Origin of the sequence: Nocardioides zeae (assembly GCF_010686755.1) — a bacterium.
Taxonomy (GTDB): Bacteria; Actinomycetota; Actinomycetes; order Propionibacteriales; family Nocardioidaceae; genus Nocardioides; species Nocardioides zeae.
Window position 1 is genome coordinate 151690 of the sequence record NZ_JAAGXA010000001.1, and the last position, 15755, is coordinate 167444.

The window sequence follows — 15755 nt, forward strand, 5'->3', positions numbered from 1 at the left end:
ATGACGGCCGAGCCCCCCGCGCGTGGACGGCTGACCGTCTACCTCGGGGCCGCCCCGGGTGTCGGCAAGACCTACGCGATGCTCGACGAGGCGCACCGCCGCCGGGCGCGGGGCACGGACGTCGTGGTGGGGTACGTCGAGACGCACGGCCGTCCCCGCACCGTGGCCCAGCTGGAGGGCCTCGAGGTGCTGCCGCGTCGTACGGTCTCCTACCGCGGTGCGACGCTCACGGAGATGGACACCGAGGCGGTCATCGCCCGACGACCCGCCGTCGTGCTCGTCGACGAGCTGGCGCACACCAACGTGCCGGGCTCGCGGCACGAGAAGCGGGCGGCCGACGTCGAGGAGATCCGCGCCGCCGGGATCGACGTCGTCACGACGGTCAACATCCAGCACCTGGAGTCGCTCAACGACGAGGTCGAGCGCATCACGGGCGTGCGGCAGCGCGAGACCGTGCCCGACGAGGTGGTGCGCTCCGCCGAGCAGATCCAGCTCGTCGACATGGCCCCCGACGCCCTGCGGCGCCGGATGGCGCACGGCAACATCTATCGGCCGGAGAACGTCGACGCGTCGTTGACCTCGTACTTCCGCGTCGGCAACCTCACCGCCCTCCGGGAGCTCGCCCTGCTGTGGCTGGCGGACCGGGTCGACGCGGCGCTGGGCGACTACCGGCGCGAGCACCGGATCTCGGCGTCGTGGCCCGCGAAGGAGCGGATCGTGGTCGCGGTGACGGGCGGCCCCGAGAGCGAGACGCTCCTGCGTCGGGGCGCCCGGCTCGCGCAGCGGGCCGCGGGCGCCGAGCTGCTCGCGCTCCACGTCATCGCGACGGACGGGCTCCGGGGCGCGCCCGCCGGCAGCGTCGAGCGCTCGGAGCAGCTGGTCGCCTCCCTCGGCGGCACGTTCCACACGGTCGCCGCCGACGACGTGCCCGGCGCCGTCGTCGACTTCGCCGCCGGCGTGAACGCCACCATGGTGGTCGTCGGGGTGTCGCGCCACGGACGCCTGCGACGCCTCGTCGCCGGCACGACGGGCGACCGGATCGCGTCGCTGGCGGGGGCGATCGACGTCCACCTCGTCACCCACGACAACGTGCCCCGCCTGACGCGGGCCCGCTCGGCCCCCAGCCCGCTGAGCACGGCGCGGCAGGTGCTCGGGTGGGTGCTGGCCCTGCTGCTGCCCCTCGGGCTCGGGGCCGTCCTGCACGAGGTCACCGTCACCGACGACCTGCCGCTCGCGAGCCTCCTCCTGCTGGCGACCACGGTGCTGGTCGCGCTCGTGGGTGGCCTCCTGCCCTCCCTGCTCGCCGCGCTCCTCGGCTTCGTGGCGCTCAACCTCTGGTTCACGCACCCGGTCGGCAACCTCGCCGTCGCCGATCCGCGCAACGCCCTGGCCCTGGCGGTCTTCCTGGCCGTCGCCGCCGCTGTCGCGTCCGTCGTCGACCGGGCGTCGCGTCGGGCGGCCGAGTCGCTGCGGGCCCGCACGGAGGCCGCGACGACGGCCGCCCTGTCCCGCTCCGTGCTCACCGGCCAGGACACCGCCGAGGCCGTCGTGCTCCGCGTGCGGGAGGTGTTCGGGCAGAACGGCGTCGCCCTCCTGGCGCGGGACGGCGCCGCCTGGCGGACGGTGGCCGCCACCGGCGCCGCCGCCGCCGAACCGGGCGGGGGCACGACGCGGGCGCAGGTCGACGACGACCACGTGCTCGTGCTGTGCGGTGAACCGCTGCGGGTGCAGGACCGCCGGGTGCTCGAGGCGTTCGCCGTGCAGGCCGGGCTCGTGCTGGAGTACCGCCGCCTCCGGGCCCGCGAGGAGCGCGCCGCCGCGCTCGAGAGCGCCGAGTCGACGACCACCGCCATCCTGCGCGCCGTGTCCCACGACCTCCGCACCCCACTGGCGACGATGCGGGCCAGCGTGGACGGGCTCGTCGCCGAGGCGACGGGGGCCGCGGGCTCGCTCACCGCGGAGGACCGGGCCGCCCTCGTCGAGTCGGTCGACGACGCGACGGAGCAGCTCGAACGGCTCATCGACAACCTGCTCGACCTGTCCCGCCTGCAGACCGGGGTGCTGCACCCGACGCTCCGCGACCTGAGCCTGCTCGAGGTGCTGCCGCTGGCCGTCGCGGGACACGCGCCCGGGCTCGTGTCGCTCGAGGTGGAGGAGTCGACGCCCCTGGTCCGCACCGACGCCGGCCTGCTGGAGCGCGTCGTGGCCAACCTCGTGGGCAACGCGGTGCGGGTCTCCCGCGGGACACCGGTCCGCGTGCTCGCCCACGCCGGGCCCGAGCGGGTCGACGTGCTCGTGGTGGACCGGGGCCCCGGCGTACCGCCCGCGCAGCGGCTCCGCATGTTCGAGCCGTTCCAGCGGCTGTCGGACACCGGCGGGGGCGGGCTGGGGCTCGGCCTCGCGGTGGCGCGCGGGCTGACCGAGGCGGTGGGGGGCACGCTGGAGGCGGAGGACACGCCCGGCGGCGGGCTGACGCTCGTGCTGTCGCTGCCGCGGGCCGGAGGAGGGAGCGTCGGATGAGCGACGGGACGAGCCCGAAGGTGCTCGTGGTGGACGACGAGCCGGCCCTGGCCCGGGCGCTCGCGATCAACCTGCGGGCGCACGGCTGGGAGGTGGTGACGGCCGCCGACGGGCGTGGCGCGCTCGAGGCCGCCGCCTCCACCCGCCCGGACGTCGTGCTGCTCGACCTGGGCCTGCCGGACCTCGACGGCACCGAGGTCATCGCCGGTCTGCGCGGGTGGACGACCGTGCCGATCGTCGTGCTCTCCGCGCGCCAGCACGGTGAGGACAAGGTGGAGGCCCTCGACCTGGGGGCGGACGACTACGTGACGAAGCCGTTCGCGATGAACGAGCTGCTGGCGCGCCTGCGAGCCGCCGTACGCCGCGGGGCCGGCCCCGCCGCGGCCCCCGACCCGCTCGTCGAGGTGGGTGACCTCGCCATCGACCTCGCCCGCAAGAAGGTGGCGCGCGGCGGTGTGGACGTGCGGCTGACGCCCACGGAGTGGGGGTTCCTCGAGGTGCTGGCCCGCAACGTCGGCCGGCTCGTCACCCGCGAGCAGGTGCTGCGGGAGGTGTGGGGGCCGGGCTACGAGCACGAGACGCACTACCTGCGGGTCTACGCGGCCCAGCTGCGCGGGAAGCTCGAGGCCGATCCGGCCCACCCGCGGCACCTCGTCACATCGGCGGGGCTGGGCTACACGCTGGCGCCCTGAGCCCGGCGCGCTCTCACGGCGCCAGGCGCTCCTCGCCGGCGTACACCGTGAGCCGGTCGCCACGGGAGAAGCCCACGAGGGTGAGGCCGCTGCGACGGGCGAGGTCGACCGCGAGGGAGGACGGGGCGCTGACCGCGGCGAGCACCGGGATCCCGGCCATGACCGCCTTCTGCGCGAGCTCGAACGAGGCGCGGCCGCTCACCTGCAGCACGGTGCCGCGCAACGGCAGGAGGCCGTTGCGGAGGCTCCAGCCCACGACCTTGTCGACGGCGTTGTGGCGGCCGACGTCCTCGCGGACCACCAGCGCGGTGCCGTCCGCGCGGAACAGGCCGGCCGCGTGCACGCCGCCGGTGCGGTCGAAGTCGCGCTGCTCGGCGCGCAGCTTCTCGGGCAGGCCCGCCAGCAGCGCCGTGGAGACCTGCGTGTCGTCGGCGGTCAGGTCGTGGGACGACGTGGTCTCGACGGCGTCGATCGACGCGACCCCGCAGATGCCGCAGGCGCTGGTGCCGTCGACGTGCCGCTCGCGGTGCCGCGTCGCCTCCAGCGCGACCGGGGAGACCGCGGCGTCGACCACGTTGTAGGTCTGCAGGCCGTCGGGGCCGACGCCCGCGCAGTAGCGCAGCGCCGTCAGGTCCGTGCCCGAGCGCACGACGCCGTCGCCGACGAGGAAGCCCGCGACCAGGTCGAAGTCGTCGCCGGGGGTGCGCATGGTGACCGCGTAGGAGCTGCCGCCGACGCGCATCTCGAGGGGTTCCTCGACGGCGAGGTGCTCCTCGCGGGTCTTCCTCGTCCCCGGGCCACCGGCCTCGCCGGGGGCGATCCGCTGCGCCCGCACCCGCTTGACCCGCTTCCCCGCCATGGACGCGAGCCTACGCCGCGTGGGTCGACGGCTGCGGCCTGCGTGGAGGCCGGGTGGACGCGGGCGAGGGCAGGCGGCCAGGGAGTCCCGGGGGGCCGGGGGGCCGGGGGTCCGGGGGTCCAGGGGTCCGGGGGTCCCGAAAGGCTTGGACAGAACCGGCGCACGGGCCGGGCCTGCGACGGACTCATGCCGGGCTCTTCGTGCCTGATTCGTCCAGGTGATGGACCGACGCGGCTCCTGGGCGCGCCGCGGGGACGAACCGAGGTCCACCAGCGCCGCGCGAGGGCGGCGCTGGTGCCGGTTGTGTCCAAGCGTTGTCTGGACCATCACGGACGCGTCAGGGTCGGCGGACCTCCGCGGGGCTCGACCGGAGGGGCCTCGTGGAGGAGGGTGGCCCCGACCGCCGCGCGGTGTCGCGGACCGCCTCCCCGAGGAGCACAGCGATGTCGCCATCGAGCACCCCGTCGGACCCGACGTCCGTCCCGACCCCCGCGGACGAGCACCGCGCCGCCGCCGACCACTTCGTGACCTGGCTCCCGGCGCCCCTCGCGCCGACGGTGACGCTGCCGGCCGGGCCCTCGACGGCGGACGACCCCGTCGCCGCCTGGACCCACCACGCGGACGCCCTGCAGGCACTGCTCGACGACCCGGCCTCCGCGGAGCTCGTGCTGTCGAACCCCCACATCGGCGACGTCCCGGTGCCGGAGGCGGTCGATCGCTTCTGCACCAACGACGTCGTCTTCCACGCCTGGGACCTCGCCCGGGCCTCCAGGCAGGAACCGGGGCTCGACGAGACCCGGTGCGCGGAGGTCCTGGCCGGGATGGAGCCCATGGAGGAGATGCTGCGCGCCAGCGGCCAGTTCGGCCCCCGCCAGCCGGTGGCCGCCGACGCGCCGGCCTCCGACCGGCTCATGGCGTTCCTCGCCCGCGACCCCGACCGGCGTCCGTAGCCCGAGCGGCGGCTGCGGCCGTCAGCGACCGAACCGCATCGCGAACCCGTCGACGACGACGCTGCCGCGCGACCGGGCGCCCGCCAGCCAGCCGAGCGGGCCGTCGGCGGGCGCCGACCAGGTGGCCCGTGCCGGTCGCACGGACCGGGCCGAGGCCGCCACCGGCGTCCACACGGTGCGGGCGCCGGGCCGCGCTGCCGTGCCGCTCGCGGCGAGCGGCATCGACTGGGCGATGGCGGCGGGAGCACGTAGGGGGAGGGGGAGGCCGGGCACCCGGCCCGGCCGGAACCGCGCCTCCGCGAGCACGGCGCCGTCGAGCTCGGCCCGGAGGGCAGCGCCGGCGTCGGGCGAGGGTCTGTCGGCCACGCGGAACCCCGCCAGCTCCTTCGGCACCCCCCACAGCTCCCGGCCGCCGTCCCGCGAGGCGGGGGAGTCGACCCAGATGTCGGTGATCGCGAGCCCGACGCGGCGCCCCTGCCGCACGATGACGCCGGCGAGGAGCTCGGCGTACGCCATCTGCCCCGGCGGCCGGTAGTCCACGAACATCGTCAGCGCCAGCCGCCCCACCGGTCGCACGCCGGCCGGCAGCCCGGGCAGCGGCCCCGGCAGCGACCACGCCGTGATCCACCCGCGGCCGGTGAGGTCCCAGGGCTGCGGCGGGTACGCGACGCTCACACCGACTCCGCGGTGTGCGCCTCTGCCCTGCGCGTGGGGCCCAGCCGCAGGGCGGCGGGTGCGCTCGGGGGCACGACCGGCCAACGGGGGGCGACGGGGTCGACCCGGCGGTACGGCGCGCCCAGCCCCGGGCGGGGGTCGGCCTCCCCGCGGTTCGGCCACAGGGACACCGCCCGCTCGGCGAGGGCCGTGATCGACAGCGACGGGTTCACCCCGAGGTTGGCGCACACTGCGGCACCGTCGATGACGTGCAGGCCGGGGTGGCCGTGGACGCGGTGGTAGGGGTCGATGACACCCTCCTCGGCGCTGGCGCCCATCCGGCACCCGCCGATGAAGTGCCCGGTGGTCGGCACGTCGACGAGGTCGTTCCACGCGCCGGCCGGCTCGCCGTCGATCTGCTCGGCGATCTGGCGGGCCAGCGCGTGGCCCTCCGGGATCCAGATCGGGTTGGGCTCGCCCGTGCCGGGCCGCGCGGTGAGCCGCTTGCCGGGGCCGCGGCCCAGGCGTCGGCGGCGGAGGGCGGTCGTCAGGGAGTTGTCGAGCGACTGCATGACGAGCAGCACGATGGTGCGCTCCGACCAGTGCCGCGGGTCGTGGAAGGCCAGCAGGGAGCGGCGGTTGCGCCACATCTGGCGCAGCCCGACGCGCCAGCGCAGCACGCCCTCCTCGGGGTCGGCGAGGGTGGCCATGAGCAGCGCCATCGCGTTGGAACCGGGCCCGTAGCGGACCGGCTCGACGTGGGTGGACTCGTCGAGGTGGATGGACGAGGTGATGGCGACGCCCTCGCTGAAGTCCGTGGTGCCCTCCCGCCCGGAGCGCTTCGCGCGCACGCCGAGGATCGCCTCCGAGTTGGTGCGCGACAGCTCTCCGAGACGGGGGGAGACGTGGGGCAGCGACCCGGAGGCGCGGAGCCGGTGGAGCAGCTTCTGCGTGCCGAGCGCGGCCGCGGAGAACACGACCTGGCCGGCGGTGAACACCCGGCCCGCCCGCACGCCGCCGGAGGGCCGCGTGGCCACCACGTAGCCCCCCGTCGGCAACGGCCGCACGTCGGTCACCGTCGTCAGCGCGTGCACCTCGGCCCCCGCCCGCTCGGCCAGGTGGAGGTAGTTCTTGACCAGCGTGTTCTTCGCGCCGACGCGGCAGCCCGTCATGCAGGAGCCGCAGTCGGTGCACGTCGTGCGCGCCGGTCCCGCCCCGCCGAAGAACGGGTCTCCGACGTCCTCGCCCGGCCCGACCCCGTGGTCCTCGCCCCGCAGGACGCCGACGGGGGTCGGCACGAACGAGTCCTCCACGCCGAGCGCGGCGGCGGCCTCGCGCATCACCTCGTCCGAGGGGGTACGCCGCGGGTAGGTCGTCACGCCGAGCATCCGCTTGGCCTGGTCGTAGGACGCGCGCAGCTCGTCGCGCCAGTCGGTGATGCCGGCCCACGAGGGGTCCTCGTAGAAGGCGGCGGGCGGCTCGTAGAGCGTGTTGGCGTAGACGAGCGAGCCGCCGCCGACGCCCGCGCCGGAGAGCACGAGCACGTCGCCGAGCAGGTCCATCCGCTGGATGCCCGACATCCCGAGCCGGGGCGCGAACACGTAGTCCCGGACCCGCCACGAGGTGGCGGCCAGCTCGTCGTCGGCGAACCGCCGGCCCGCCTCGAGCACGCCGACGCGGTAGCCCTTCTCCGTCAGGCGCAGCGCGGTCACGCTGCCCCCGAAGCCCGAACCGATCACGAGCACGTCGTAGTGGCTGTCGCTCATGCCTTCACCTCCTCGAAGTCGGCCGGCGCGAGCACCGCGAGCCGCCGCTGGTACTCCGCGACCGTGCCCGGCCAGTTGGTCGTGATGCGGCCGTCGCCGTCGGTGCGGTACCAGCTCGCGCAGCCCGCCCAGACGCTGCCGGCCAGCCGCTGCTGCACCTCCGCGTCGTACGTCGCCGCGGTCTCGGGCCGCACGTCGAGGCCGAGGGCGCCGCGCTCCCGCGCCTCGGCGATCCCCGCGGCGAGCTGGGCGACGTACTCGGCCTGGGGCTCGAGCATCCCCAGGATGCTGGAGCCGCCGAGGTTGGTGTTGGGGCCGTACATGATCGCCAGGCCGGGGAACCCGGGCACCGTCACGCCGAGGTGGGCCGTGGCGCCGTCGGCCCAGTGGTCGGCGAGCCGGCGACCGTCGCGCCCGGTGACCTCGAGGCCGCGGAGGAAGTCGGTGGCGGCGAACCCCGTGCCCCAGATGACGACGTCGGCCGGGTGGTGCCGGCCGTCCTCGTCGACGACGCCGTCGGCCACGACGTGCGCGACGCCCGCGGTCACGACGTCGACGTGGGGGCGGTCGAGCGCGGCGTACCACTCGTTGGAGAACAGCAGCCGCTTGCACCCCAGCGGGTCGGTCGGCTCGAGGCGCGCCCGGAGCTCGGGGTCACGGACCGAGCGGCGCAGCTGCCAGCCCCAGAGGCGGCGCAGCGCCCCGGGCAGCCGCGACCCCGGGATCTCGCCGGTGAGGGCGCCGTTGAGCCACTCGCTGAGGTGCCACACCGCGCGGCGCTCCACCTTCCGGGCGAGGGCGGACCGCACGAGGAGCGCGCGCACCGGAGCGGGGTAGACCCCGTCGGGCTTCGGCACGACGTACGGCGCGGAGCGCTGCAGCACCGTCACGCTCGCCGCGACGTCGGCGACGCGGGGGACGAACTGGATGGCGCTCGCGCCGGTGCCCACCACGACCACGCGCTTGCCCGTGAGGTCGACGTCGTGGCGCCAGGTGGCCGAGTGGAACGCGGGACCCGCGAAGTCGGCGAGGCCGGGGAGGTCCGGCACGACGGGCTCGCTCAGCTGCCCGACGGCGGGCACGACGAGGTCGGCCTCGAGGTGCTCGCCCGAGTCGAGCTCGACGTCCCAGCGGCCGGTGTCGTCGTCGTACGTCACGGCGACCGCCGTCGTGCGGGTCCGTAGCAGGTCGCGGACGCCGCGCCGGTCGGCCACGTCGCGGAGGTAGGCCAGGATGTCCGGCTGCTCGGAGTAGAACCGACGCCACCCCGGGTTGGAGTCGAACGAGAACGAGTAGAGCGCGGAGGGCACGTCGCACGCGGCGCCCGGGTAGGTGTTGTCGCGCCAGACCCCGCCGACGTCGTCGGCGCGCTCGAGCACCACCACGTCGAGGCCCGCGTCGCGGAGACGGAGCGCGGCGGCCAGGCCGGCGAAGCCGGCGCCGACGACCACCGCGCGGAGCGGCGTGGGCCCCCCGGGGGGCCCCGGACGGGCGGGGGAGGGATCGGTCATGGCACGACCGTAGGGACGCGCCCTGTGACCTGCGAGACATTCGCGGCCAGGTGATCCAGAATTCCGGCCATGTTCTCCCCGACGGTCGCGCACGACTGGCACTTCCCCCGGTCCACCACGGGCATCGGGGTGCTCCTCGCGTGGGCCCGGGCGAACGGCATCGACCCTGCTCCGCTCCTCGTCGGCACCGGCCTCTCGCCGGACGACCTCGAGGGCGCGGAGGGCGAGGTGACGGCCGACCAGGAGCTGACCGTCGTGCGGGCGCTGCTCCGGCGCCGCCCCGACGAGCCGCCCGCGCGGCTGGGGGCGGCGATCGGAGCGTCCTACCACCTCGGCTCGTTCGGGGTGTTCGGCTTCGCGATGCTCGCCAGCCCCACCCTCCTGCACGCCGTCGACCTGGCGACGCGCTACATCGACCTCAGCTTCACCTTCGCGATGCCACGGGCCGAGCTCGAGGGCGACGCCGAGACCGGCACCGTGCAGGTGCACGTGGACGGCGCGACCCTCCCGCCGGACGTGCGGCCGCTCCTGGTGGCCCGGGACGCCCGCGCGATCGGCACGGCGTTGCGCGAGCTGCTGCCGGGCCTGCCCCTCGAGCTGCGGCTCGAGCCCGTGGAGGCGCCGCGCCGGGCGGTCGTGTCGTTCCCGGCGAGCAACCTCGCCCGCCCGCTGCCGCAGGGCAACCCCCAGACGGCGGCCGCCTGCGAGCAGCTGTGCGCAGAGCTGGTCGAGCGCCGGCGCTCGCGCCGCGGCCTGGCCCAGCAGGTGCGCGTGCTGGCGGCGCAGGAGGTGACGGGCGGGGCGCCTGCGGGCGTCGTGGCCCGCCGGCTGGGGCTGAGCGAGCGCACGCTGCGGCGGCGGCTCGCGGCGGAGGGCACGTCCTACTCCGAGCTGCTCGACGAGGTGCGCAGCGGGCTGGCGGTGGGCCTGCTCGCGACCGACCTCAGCCTCGACGAGGTCGCGCTGCGGCTCGGGTACGCCGAGGCGTCGAGCTTCATCCACGCCCACCGGCGCTGGACCGGCCGGACGCCCCGTCAGGCGGCCGAGGCGGACTGAACGACATGGAATTCCGTCACCTCGGCAGCTCGGGTCTCCAGATCTCGGAGATCACCTACGGCAACTGGCTCACCCACGGCTCGCAGGTCGAGAACGACGTCGCCACCGCGTGCGTCCACCGTGCCCTCGACCTCGGCATCACCACCTTCGACACCGCGGACGTCTACGCGAACGGCAAGGCCGAGGAGGTGCTCGGGGCCGCGCTCAAGGGCCAGCGCCGCGAGTCCCTCGAGATCTTCACGAAGGTCTACTGGCCCGTCGGTCCCGACCCCAAGGGCAAGAACGACACCGGCCTCTCGCGCAAGCACGTCCGCGAGGGCATCGACGGCTCGCTGCGTCGCCTCGGCACGGACTACGTCGACCTCTACCAGGCCCACCGCTACGACGCGTTCACGCCGCTGGAGGAGACGATGTCGGCGTTCGCCGACGTCGTCCACAGCGGCAAGGCCCACTACATCGGCGTCTCCGAGTGGACCGCCGAGCAGATCCGTGCCGCGCACGAGCTCGCCACCGAGCTGCGCATCCCGCTCGTCTCCAGCCAGCCGCAGTACTCGATGCTCTGGCGCATCATCGAGGGCGAGGTCGTGCCGACCTCGGCCGAGCTCGGCATCGGCCAGATCGTCTGGTCGCCGATGGCGCAGGGCGTGCTGAGCGGCAAGTACGTCCCCGGCCAGCCGCTGCCCGAGGGCTCCCGCGCGACCGACCAGGCGGGCGGCGCCACGATGATCCAGCGGTTCATGGCGGACGACACGCTCTCGGCGGTCCAGGACCTCAAGCCCATCGCCGAGGACCTCGGCCTCTCGATGCCGGCCCTCGCCATCGCGTGGGTGCTGCAGAACGACAACGTCTCGTCGGCGATCGTCGGCGCCTCGCGTCCCGACCAGCTCGACGACAGCGTCAAGGCGGCCGGCGTGCGTCTGCCCGAGGACGCGCTCGCCCGCGTCGACGCCGCGCTCGAGGGCGTCGTGACGAGCGACCCGGCGCTGGTCGCCGAGTCCACCCCGAAGCAGCGCGTGGTCTGAGGCTCGTGCCGCGCCCGCCCGCCCCGCCGGCCCGCCCGACCCGTCCGACCCGCCGCGGGCTGCTGCTCGCCGGGGCGGGCGCGGCGGCGCTCGGCGCGGCGGGCGTGGGCGTCGCGCGGGCCCGGTCGGGCGACGACCTGGCCGACGTGGCCGGCACGCTGAGGATCGCGACCGGCAACCCGGGAGCCGTCTTCGACCGCTACGGCCGCGCTCTCGCGGCCGAGGTGGGCCGGGCCATGCCGGCCGTGACGTCGGCGATCGTGTCGACGGGCGGCTCCTTCGGGAACCTCCTCGCCGTCGTCGACGGTCGCGCGGAGGTGGCCTTCAGCCTCGGCGACAGCGCCCAGCAGGCGATCGCGGGCGCGGCGCCCGGCATCGCGGCGGTGGACCTCACCGCCCTCGCGCGGCTCTACGACAGCTTCCTCCAGGTGCTCGTCCGCGCCGACTCCGACATCGGCGCCCTCGGCGCCCTCGCCGGACGGCGGGTGACGGCGGGGGAGGCCGACTCGGGCACCCGCGTCGTCGCCACCCGCAGCCTGGAGGCCAGCGGCGTCGACGTCGCCGACGTCGACCTCGTCGACCTGTCGCTGCAGGCCGGGGTCGCCGCCCTCGCGGACGGCGAGGTCGACGCCCTCGCGTTCGTCAGCGGGTTCCCCGTCCCGGCCCTCGTGGAGCTCGGCCGCCAGGTGCCGTTGCGCGCCCTCGACGTCGGCGCCGCCGTCCCCGACCTCGTCGACCTGTGGGGTCCCCAGTACGTCGTGGGTCCGCTCCCCGCCGGCCCCTACGGCCTGCCCGCACCGGTCGCGACGGTCAGCGTCAAGACCTACCTGGTGGCCCTGCCGAGCCTGGGGGAGGACCTCGCGCACGGCTTCACCTCGGTCGTGTTCGACCGGCAGGAGGCGCTGGCGCGCGCCGTACCGGACGTGCGGCAGCCGACGGCGGCGGCCGGCATCTTCACGCAGCCGGTCCCGCTCCACCCGGGGTCGCTGCGCTGGTTCCGGGAGCGGGACCGGTCGGCAACGTGATCCGCACCCGCAGGCCCGGCCCCGCGGCCTCGACCCGGGCGCGGCCGCCGGCGTCCTGAGCGCGCAGGAGCACGATCGCGAGCCCGAGTCCGGTCCCCTCGACGTCGGCGTGCCGCTTGAGCCGCCGGAACCGGGCCCCCAGGGTCGCGGCCTCGGCCGCGTCGAGGTCGGGACCGTGGTCGCGCACGGTGAGCTCGAGGCTGTCGCCGGAGCGGGTGAGGGCGACCTCGACGGTCGCACCGGACGCGTACTTGAGCGCGTTGTCGAGCAGCACGTCGAGCACCGTCGCGAGGAGGTCGTCCTCCAGCACGGCGGGCAGCGGCGCCGCGGGGACCCGGGCGTCGAGACGGCCCTCGAACAGGGGCGCCCAGAGCTCGATCCGCTCCCGCACCTGCGCGGCGGCGTCGACCCGCACCGCGACCCGGTCGAACCCGCCGGCGCGGCTCACCTCGATCACGGACTCGAGCGCGCGGGCGAGCCGGTCGGTCTCGGCGAGCACCGGCTCGACCTCGGGGTCCCGGGCGCTGATGGCCTCGAGGCGCAGACGCAGGGCCGTCAACGGGTTCGCGAGCTGGTGGGAGACGTCGGCGACGAGCTCGCGCTGCTGGCGCTGGGAGTGCTCGACGCTGGCGGCCATGTCGTTGAACGACTGCACCAGGCGGCGCAGCTCGGGCGGGCCCTCGATCCGGCCGGCGGGCGCGGTGCGACCGCGGGCGAGGTCGCGGGCCCGCTCCTCGAGGTCCTCGACCGGTCGCACGACCCAGCCGACGAGCGGCACCGCCACCAGCCACGCGACCAGGCCGACGAACAGCGTGCCGCCGAGACCCGCCACGACCATCCGACGGGTCACCTCGGCCCGCTGCGCCGCCGTGTCCTCCACCAGCAGCACCGCGCCGAGCACCTGGGCGTCGCGGCCGATGGGCGTGGCCACCACCACCGGGTCGTCGTTCCACGGCCACAGGGCCTCCGGCGGCGACGTCGGTGAGCCGCCCAGGGCCCGCCGGACGGCGTCGTCGAGGCCCGGCACGTCGGCCGGGAGGTCGGCTCCCGGCGGGGCGAGCACCGTCCCGTCGGTGTCGAGCAGGAAGGTGCGGGTCGTCGTCGTGACGTCGTCGAACCGGGCGAGGTCCGCCGCCAGCAGCGCGGGGTCGCTGTCCAGCCCGGGCGCGCCCGCGAGGGTGGCGAACCGCGTGGCCGCCGCCAGCCGCTCCTCGTGGAGACGCACGGCGCGCCCCTCGGCGTACGCCGCGACGAGCGGCACCACGAGCGCCGCGAGCACGGCGACGGTGACGCTGAGGCTGAGCGCCAGCAGGCGACGCCTCACGTGCCGTCACCGGGGGAGTCGCCGGGGGAGTCGCCGGGCGCGGGCCGGAGGAGCCGGTAGCCGACGCCGCGGACGGTCTCGATCCGGGCGCCGTCGGCGAGCTTGGCGCGGAGCGCCGCGACGTGGACGTCGAGGGTGCGCGAGGCACCGACCCAGGTCGTGTCCCACACCTCCTCCATGAGCGCCGCGCGGCTCACGGGCTCGCCGGGGGTGCGGGCCAGGGCGGCGAGCAGCTCGGACTCCTTCGCGGTGAGGGGGACGACCGCGCCGTCCGGCAGGTGCACCTCCCGCGCGGTCCGGTCGTGGGTGAACCCCGGGTCGGGGGTCGGCTGGTCGGTGGCCCGCCCGTGGCTGCGGCGCAGCACCGCGTCCATCCGGGCGAGCAGGACGGCGAGGCTGTAGGGCTTCGTGACGTAGTCGTCGACGCCGGCCCGCAGCGCGCCGACGACCGCGCTCTCGCTGCGTCGGGCGGTGACGGCCACGATCGGGACGGCGGAGCGCTCCCGCACCTGCTGGCACACCCAGAGCCCGTCGTGGTCGGGCAGCCCCATGTCGAGGAGCACCAGGTCGACGGCCGCGGCGTCCTCGCCGAGGATCGCGACGGCCTCCCGTCCGGTGGTCGTGTGCCGCACGCTCCAGCCGTGGCCGCGCAGCCCCTGCACGAGGGCCTCGGCCAGACCGGTGTCGTCCTCGACGAGCAGTGCGCGCACCCCGACCTCCTCCGCCCCTCCTGCGCCCCTCCGTCCGGCCCGCGTCGCTGCGGACCCCGGGCAGCGGCCCAGCGTCGCACACGGCGGGGTGCCGGGGCACCCCGCCGTGGGGGAGGGACGTCAGCGGCGCGCGGGCTCGGGGACGTCCGTGCGGACGGCCTGCTCCTGGTCGAGGAAGGTCGGGGCCCGGTTCTTGAGCACGAACACGTAGACGACGAGCGAGACGCCGATCGCGACCGTGACGTAGATGCCGAAGGCGTCGAGCACGTCGCGCGCCTTGGCGGCCTCGTAGATGAGCGGCGCCGTACCGCCGAAGAGGGAGTTCGCCACGGCGTACCCGACGCCGACGCCCAGGGCGCGGACGTGGGCGGGGAAGAGCTCGGCCTTCACGACGGCGTTGATGGAGGTGTAGCCCGTGAGGATGACGTAGGTGCCGGCCAGCAGGAGGAACGAGGCCATCGGCGTCGTGACCTGGGGCAGCAGGTGGAGGAACGTCCAGGTCCAGAGGACCCCCGCGACACCGAAGCCCACGAGCAGCGGCTTGCGGCCGACCCGGTCGCTGAGCAGACCGCCGAGGGGCTGGATGACCATGAGCAGCACGAGGGCGGCGAGGTTGATCCAGGTCGCCGTCATCGGGTCGTCGGCGTAGGTGCTCTTGACGATGAGCGGCCCGTTGACGCTGTAGGTGTAGAAGGCGATGGTGCCGCCGAGCGTGACGAGGAAGCAGACGAGCAGCTGGCGGGGGTACGCCGTGAGGAGCTCCGCCATCGAGCCGGAGCGCCGCTCGGTGCCGTCGTCGTGGAGCGACTCGTCCATGGTGCGGCGCAGGAACAGCACGACGACGGCGCCGACGGCGCCGATGCCGAAGGCGATGCGCCAGCCGAAGGCGGAGATCTGCGCGTCGGTGAGGAACACCTGCTGCACGAGGAGCGTGACCTGCGCGAGCACGTGGCCGCCGACGAGCGTCACGTACTGGAACGACGAGAAGAACCCGCGCAGGCCGGGCGCGGCCGCCTCGGACATGTACGTCGCGGACGTCCCATACTCGCCGCCCGTGGCGAAGCCCTGCAGGAGGCGGCAGAGGATGAGCACCACGATCGCCGCCGAGCCGATCGTGTCGGCCGTCGGGGTGAGGGCGATGACGAGCGAGGCGCCCGCCATGAGCGTGATGGAGAAGACGAGCGCGGGGCGGCGGCCGTGGCGGTCGGCGTACCGGCCGAAGAACCACGAGCCGATCGGCCGCATGAGGAACGTGACCGCGAAGATCGCCATCGTGTAGATGCCGGCGTTGGGCTCGCCCTCGGCGAAGAAGCTGGAGGAGAGGTAGCTGGCGAACACCGTGTAGACGTAGACGTCGTACCACTCGACCAGGTTGCCCAGCGAGCCCTTCACGGTGTTGAGCACGGCCCGCTGCACGCTCGGCGGACCCTGCGGCGCCCCGTGGGACGGACTGACGGTGGATGTGGTCATGACGCTCACCTCTCCGGCCGGTCGACGAGCGTGCGGGGACGGCCGGTGGGTCCGCCGCACAGTCGAGGACCGTAGGTGTGACGCCGGTCATGCCCGGCACGCCGGAGGGCGGTCTTTACAAACTCTTTGCACGGGACGCTTGCGCCTGTCGCCCACGTGCGGGCCCGTGCCGTCCCGATCGTCCCCGGCGCGCGCG

General features: G+C 75.4%; 13 protein-coding genes. 6 read left to right on the top strand and 7 right to left on the bottom strand.

All coding sequences use genetic code 11. The annotated features are described in order from the left end of the window. Nucleotides 1-2520 (top strand): sensor histidine kinase, encoded by a 2520-nt coding sequence (locus tag G3T38_RS00795; protein ID WP_163770176.1) that lies wholly within the window; start codon nt 1-3, stop codon nt 2518-2520. Then, nucleotides 2517-3212: a response regulator gene (locus G3T38_RS00800; protein ID WP_163770177.1), complete on the top strand. Its 696-nt coding sequence runs from the start codon at nt 2517-2519 to the stop codon at nt 3210-3212. The genes G3T38_RS00795 and G3T38_RS00800 overlap by 4 nt, the downstream gene beginning before the upstream one ends. 13 nt (nt 3213-3225) lie before the next feature. On the opposite strand, the gene fdhD is transcribed toward G3T38_RS00800, so the two are convergent. Then, entirely contained in the window at nt 3226-4071 is an 846-nt protein-coding gene (gene fdhD / locus G3T38_RS00805) for a formate dehydrogenase accessory sulfurtransferase FdhD (RefSeq protein ID WP_163770178.1), read from the bottom strand. A 443-nt stretch (nt 4072-4514) separates the two neighbouring features. Between fdhD and G3T38_RS00810 the strand changes: the two genes are divergently transcribed. After that, nucleotides 4515-5021, top strand: a complete 507-nt coding sequence (locus tag G3T38_RS00810; RefSeq protein WP_163770179.1) for a DinB family protein — start codon at nt 4515-4517, stop codon at nt 5019-5021. Between the two features lie 21 nt (nt 5022-5042). Here the strand turns inward: G3T38_RS00810 and G3T38_RS00815 are convergent, their stop codons facing one another. From G3T38_RS00815 to G3T38_RS00825, 3 genes are read right to left on the bottom strand one after another with little or no spacing between them, the layout of a single operon-like run. After that, nucleotides 5043-5696: an acetoacetate decarboxylase family protein gene (locus G3T38_RS00815; RefSeq protein WP_163770180.1), complete on the bottom strand. Its 654-nt coding sequence runs from the start codon at nt 5694-5696 to the stop codon at nt 5043-5045. Then, nucleotides 5693-7441: an FAD-dependent oxidoreductase gene (locus G3T38_RS00820; protein WP_163770181.1), complete on the bottom strand. Its 1749-nt coding sequence runs from the start codon at nt 7439-7441 to the stop codon at nt 5693-5695. The genes G3T38_RS00815 and G3T38_RS00820 overlap by 4 nt, the downstream gene beginning before the upstream one ends. Further along, nucleotides 7438-8952 (bottom strand): flavin-containing monooxygenase, encoded by a 1515-nt coding sequence (locus G3T38_RS00825; RefSeq protein ID WP_163770182.1) that lies wholly within the window; start codon nt 8950-8952, stop codon nt 7438-7440. The genes G3T38_RS00820 and G3T38_RS00825 overlap by 4 nt, the downstream gene beginning before the upstream one ends. A gap of 69 nt (nt 8953-9021) precedes the next feature. On the opposite strand from G3T38_RS00825, the gene G3T38_RS00830 reads away from it, so the two are divergent. The 3 genes from G3T38_RS00830 to G3T38_RS00840 are packed head-to-tail and all read left to right on the top strand — an operon-like array spanning nt 9022 to nt 12055. Beyond that, a complete protein-coding gene (locus tag G3T38_RS00830) occupies nt 9022-10008 on the top strand; it encodes an AraC family transcriptional regulator (protein WP_174267468.1) in 987 nt (328 codons plus the stop codon). Between the two features lie 5 nt (nt 10009-10013). Next, a complete protein-coding gene (locus tag G3T38_RS00835) occupies nt 10014-11030 on the top strand; it encodes an aldo/keto reductase family protein (protein ID WP_163770183.1) in 1017 nt (338 codons plus the stop codon). A 5-nt stretch (nt 11031-11035) separates the two neighbouring features. Then, a complete protein-coding gene (locus tag G3T38_RS00840) occupies nt 11036-12055 on the top strand; it encodes a TAXI family TRAP transporter solute-binding subunit (protein ID WP_163770184.1) in 1020 nt (339 codons plus the stop codon). Here the strand turns inward: G3T38_RS00840 and G3T38_RS00845 are convergent. The 3 genes from G3T38_RS00845 to G3T38_RS00855 all read right to left on the bottom strand — a co-directional run bounded on the left by G3T38_RS00845 (nt 11985) and on the right by G3T38_RS00855 (nt 15559). Beyond that, the gene (locus G3T38_RS00845) at nt 11985-13379 is read right to left on the bottom strand and encodes an ATP-binding protein (protein WP_163770185.1); all 1395 of its coding nucleotides are present in this window, start codon (nt 13377-13379) and stop codon (nt 11985-11987) included. The genes G3T38_RS00840 and G3T38_RS00845 overlap by 71 nt on opposite strands. Next, a complete protein-coding gene (locus G3T38_RS00850) occupies nt 13376-14089 on the bottom strand; it encodes a winged helix-turn-helix domain-containing protein (RefSeq protein ID WP_163770186.1) in 714 nt (237 codons plus the stop codon). Before G3T38_RS00850 ends, G3T38_RS00845 begins: the two co-directional genes overlap by 4 nt. A 120-nt stretch (nt 14090-14209) precedes the next feature. Then, nucleotides 14210-15559, bottom strand: coding sequence for an MFS transporter (locus G3T38_RS00855; protein ID WP_163770187.1), 1350 nt, complete (start codon nt 15557-15559; stop codon nt 14210-14212). Between the last annotated feature and the right edge of the window lie 196 nt (nt 15560-15755).

Bases quoted from the DNA above. Each gene is read 5' to 3' on its own strand.
- G3T38_RS00825 (WP_163770182.1), bottom strand. From the start codon at position 8,952: ATGACCGATCCCTCCCCCGCCCGTCCGGGGCCCCCCGGGGGGCCCACG.
- G3T38_RS00810 (WP_163770179.1), top strand. From the start codon at position 4,515: ATGTCGCCATCGAGCACCCCGTCGGACCCGACGTCCGTCCCGACCCCC.
- G3T38_RS00800 (WP_163770177.1), top strand. From the start codon at position 2,517: ATGAGCGACGGGACGAGCCCGAAGGTGCTCGTGGTGGACGACGAGCCG.
- G3T38_RS00835 (WP_163770183.1), top strand. From the start codon at position 10,014: ATGGAATTCCGTCACCTCGGCAGCTCGGGTCTCCAGATCTCGGAGATC.
- G3T38_RS00855 (WP_163770187.1), bottom strand. From the start codon at position 15,559: ATGACCACATCCACCGTCAGTCCGTCCCACGGGGCGCCGCAGGGTCCG.
- G3T38_RS00830 (WP_174267468.1), top strand. From the start codon at position 9,022: ATGTTCTCCCCGACGGTCGCGCACGACTGGCACTTCCCCCGGTCCACC.
- fdhD (WP_163770178.1), bottom strand. From the start codon at position 4,071: ATGGCGGGGAAGCGGGTCAAGCGGGTGCGGGCGCAGCGGATCGCCCCC.
- G3T38_RS00820 (WP_163770181.1), bottom strand. From the start codon at position 7,441: ATGAGCGACAGCCACTACGACGTGCTCGTGATCGGTTCGGGCTTCGGG.
- G3T38_RS00795 (WP_163770176.1), top strand. From the start codon at position 1: ATGACGGCCGAGCCCCCCGCGCGTGGACGGCTGACCGTCTACCTCGGG.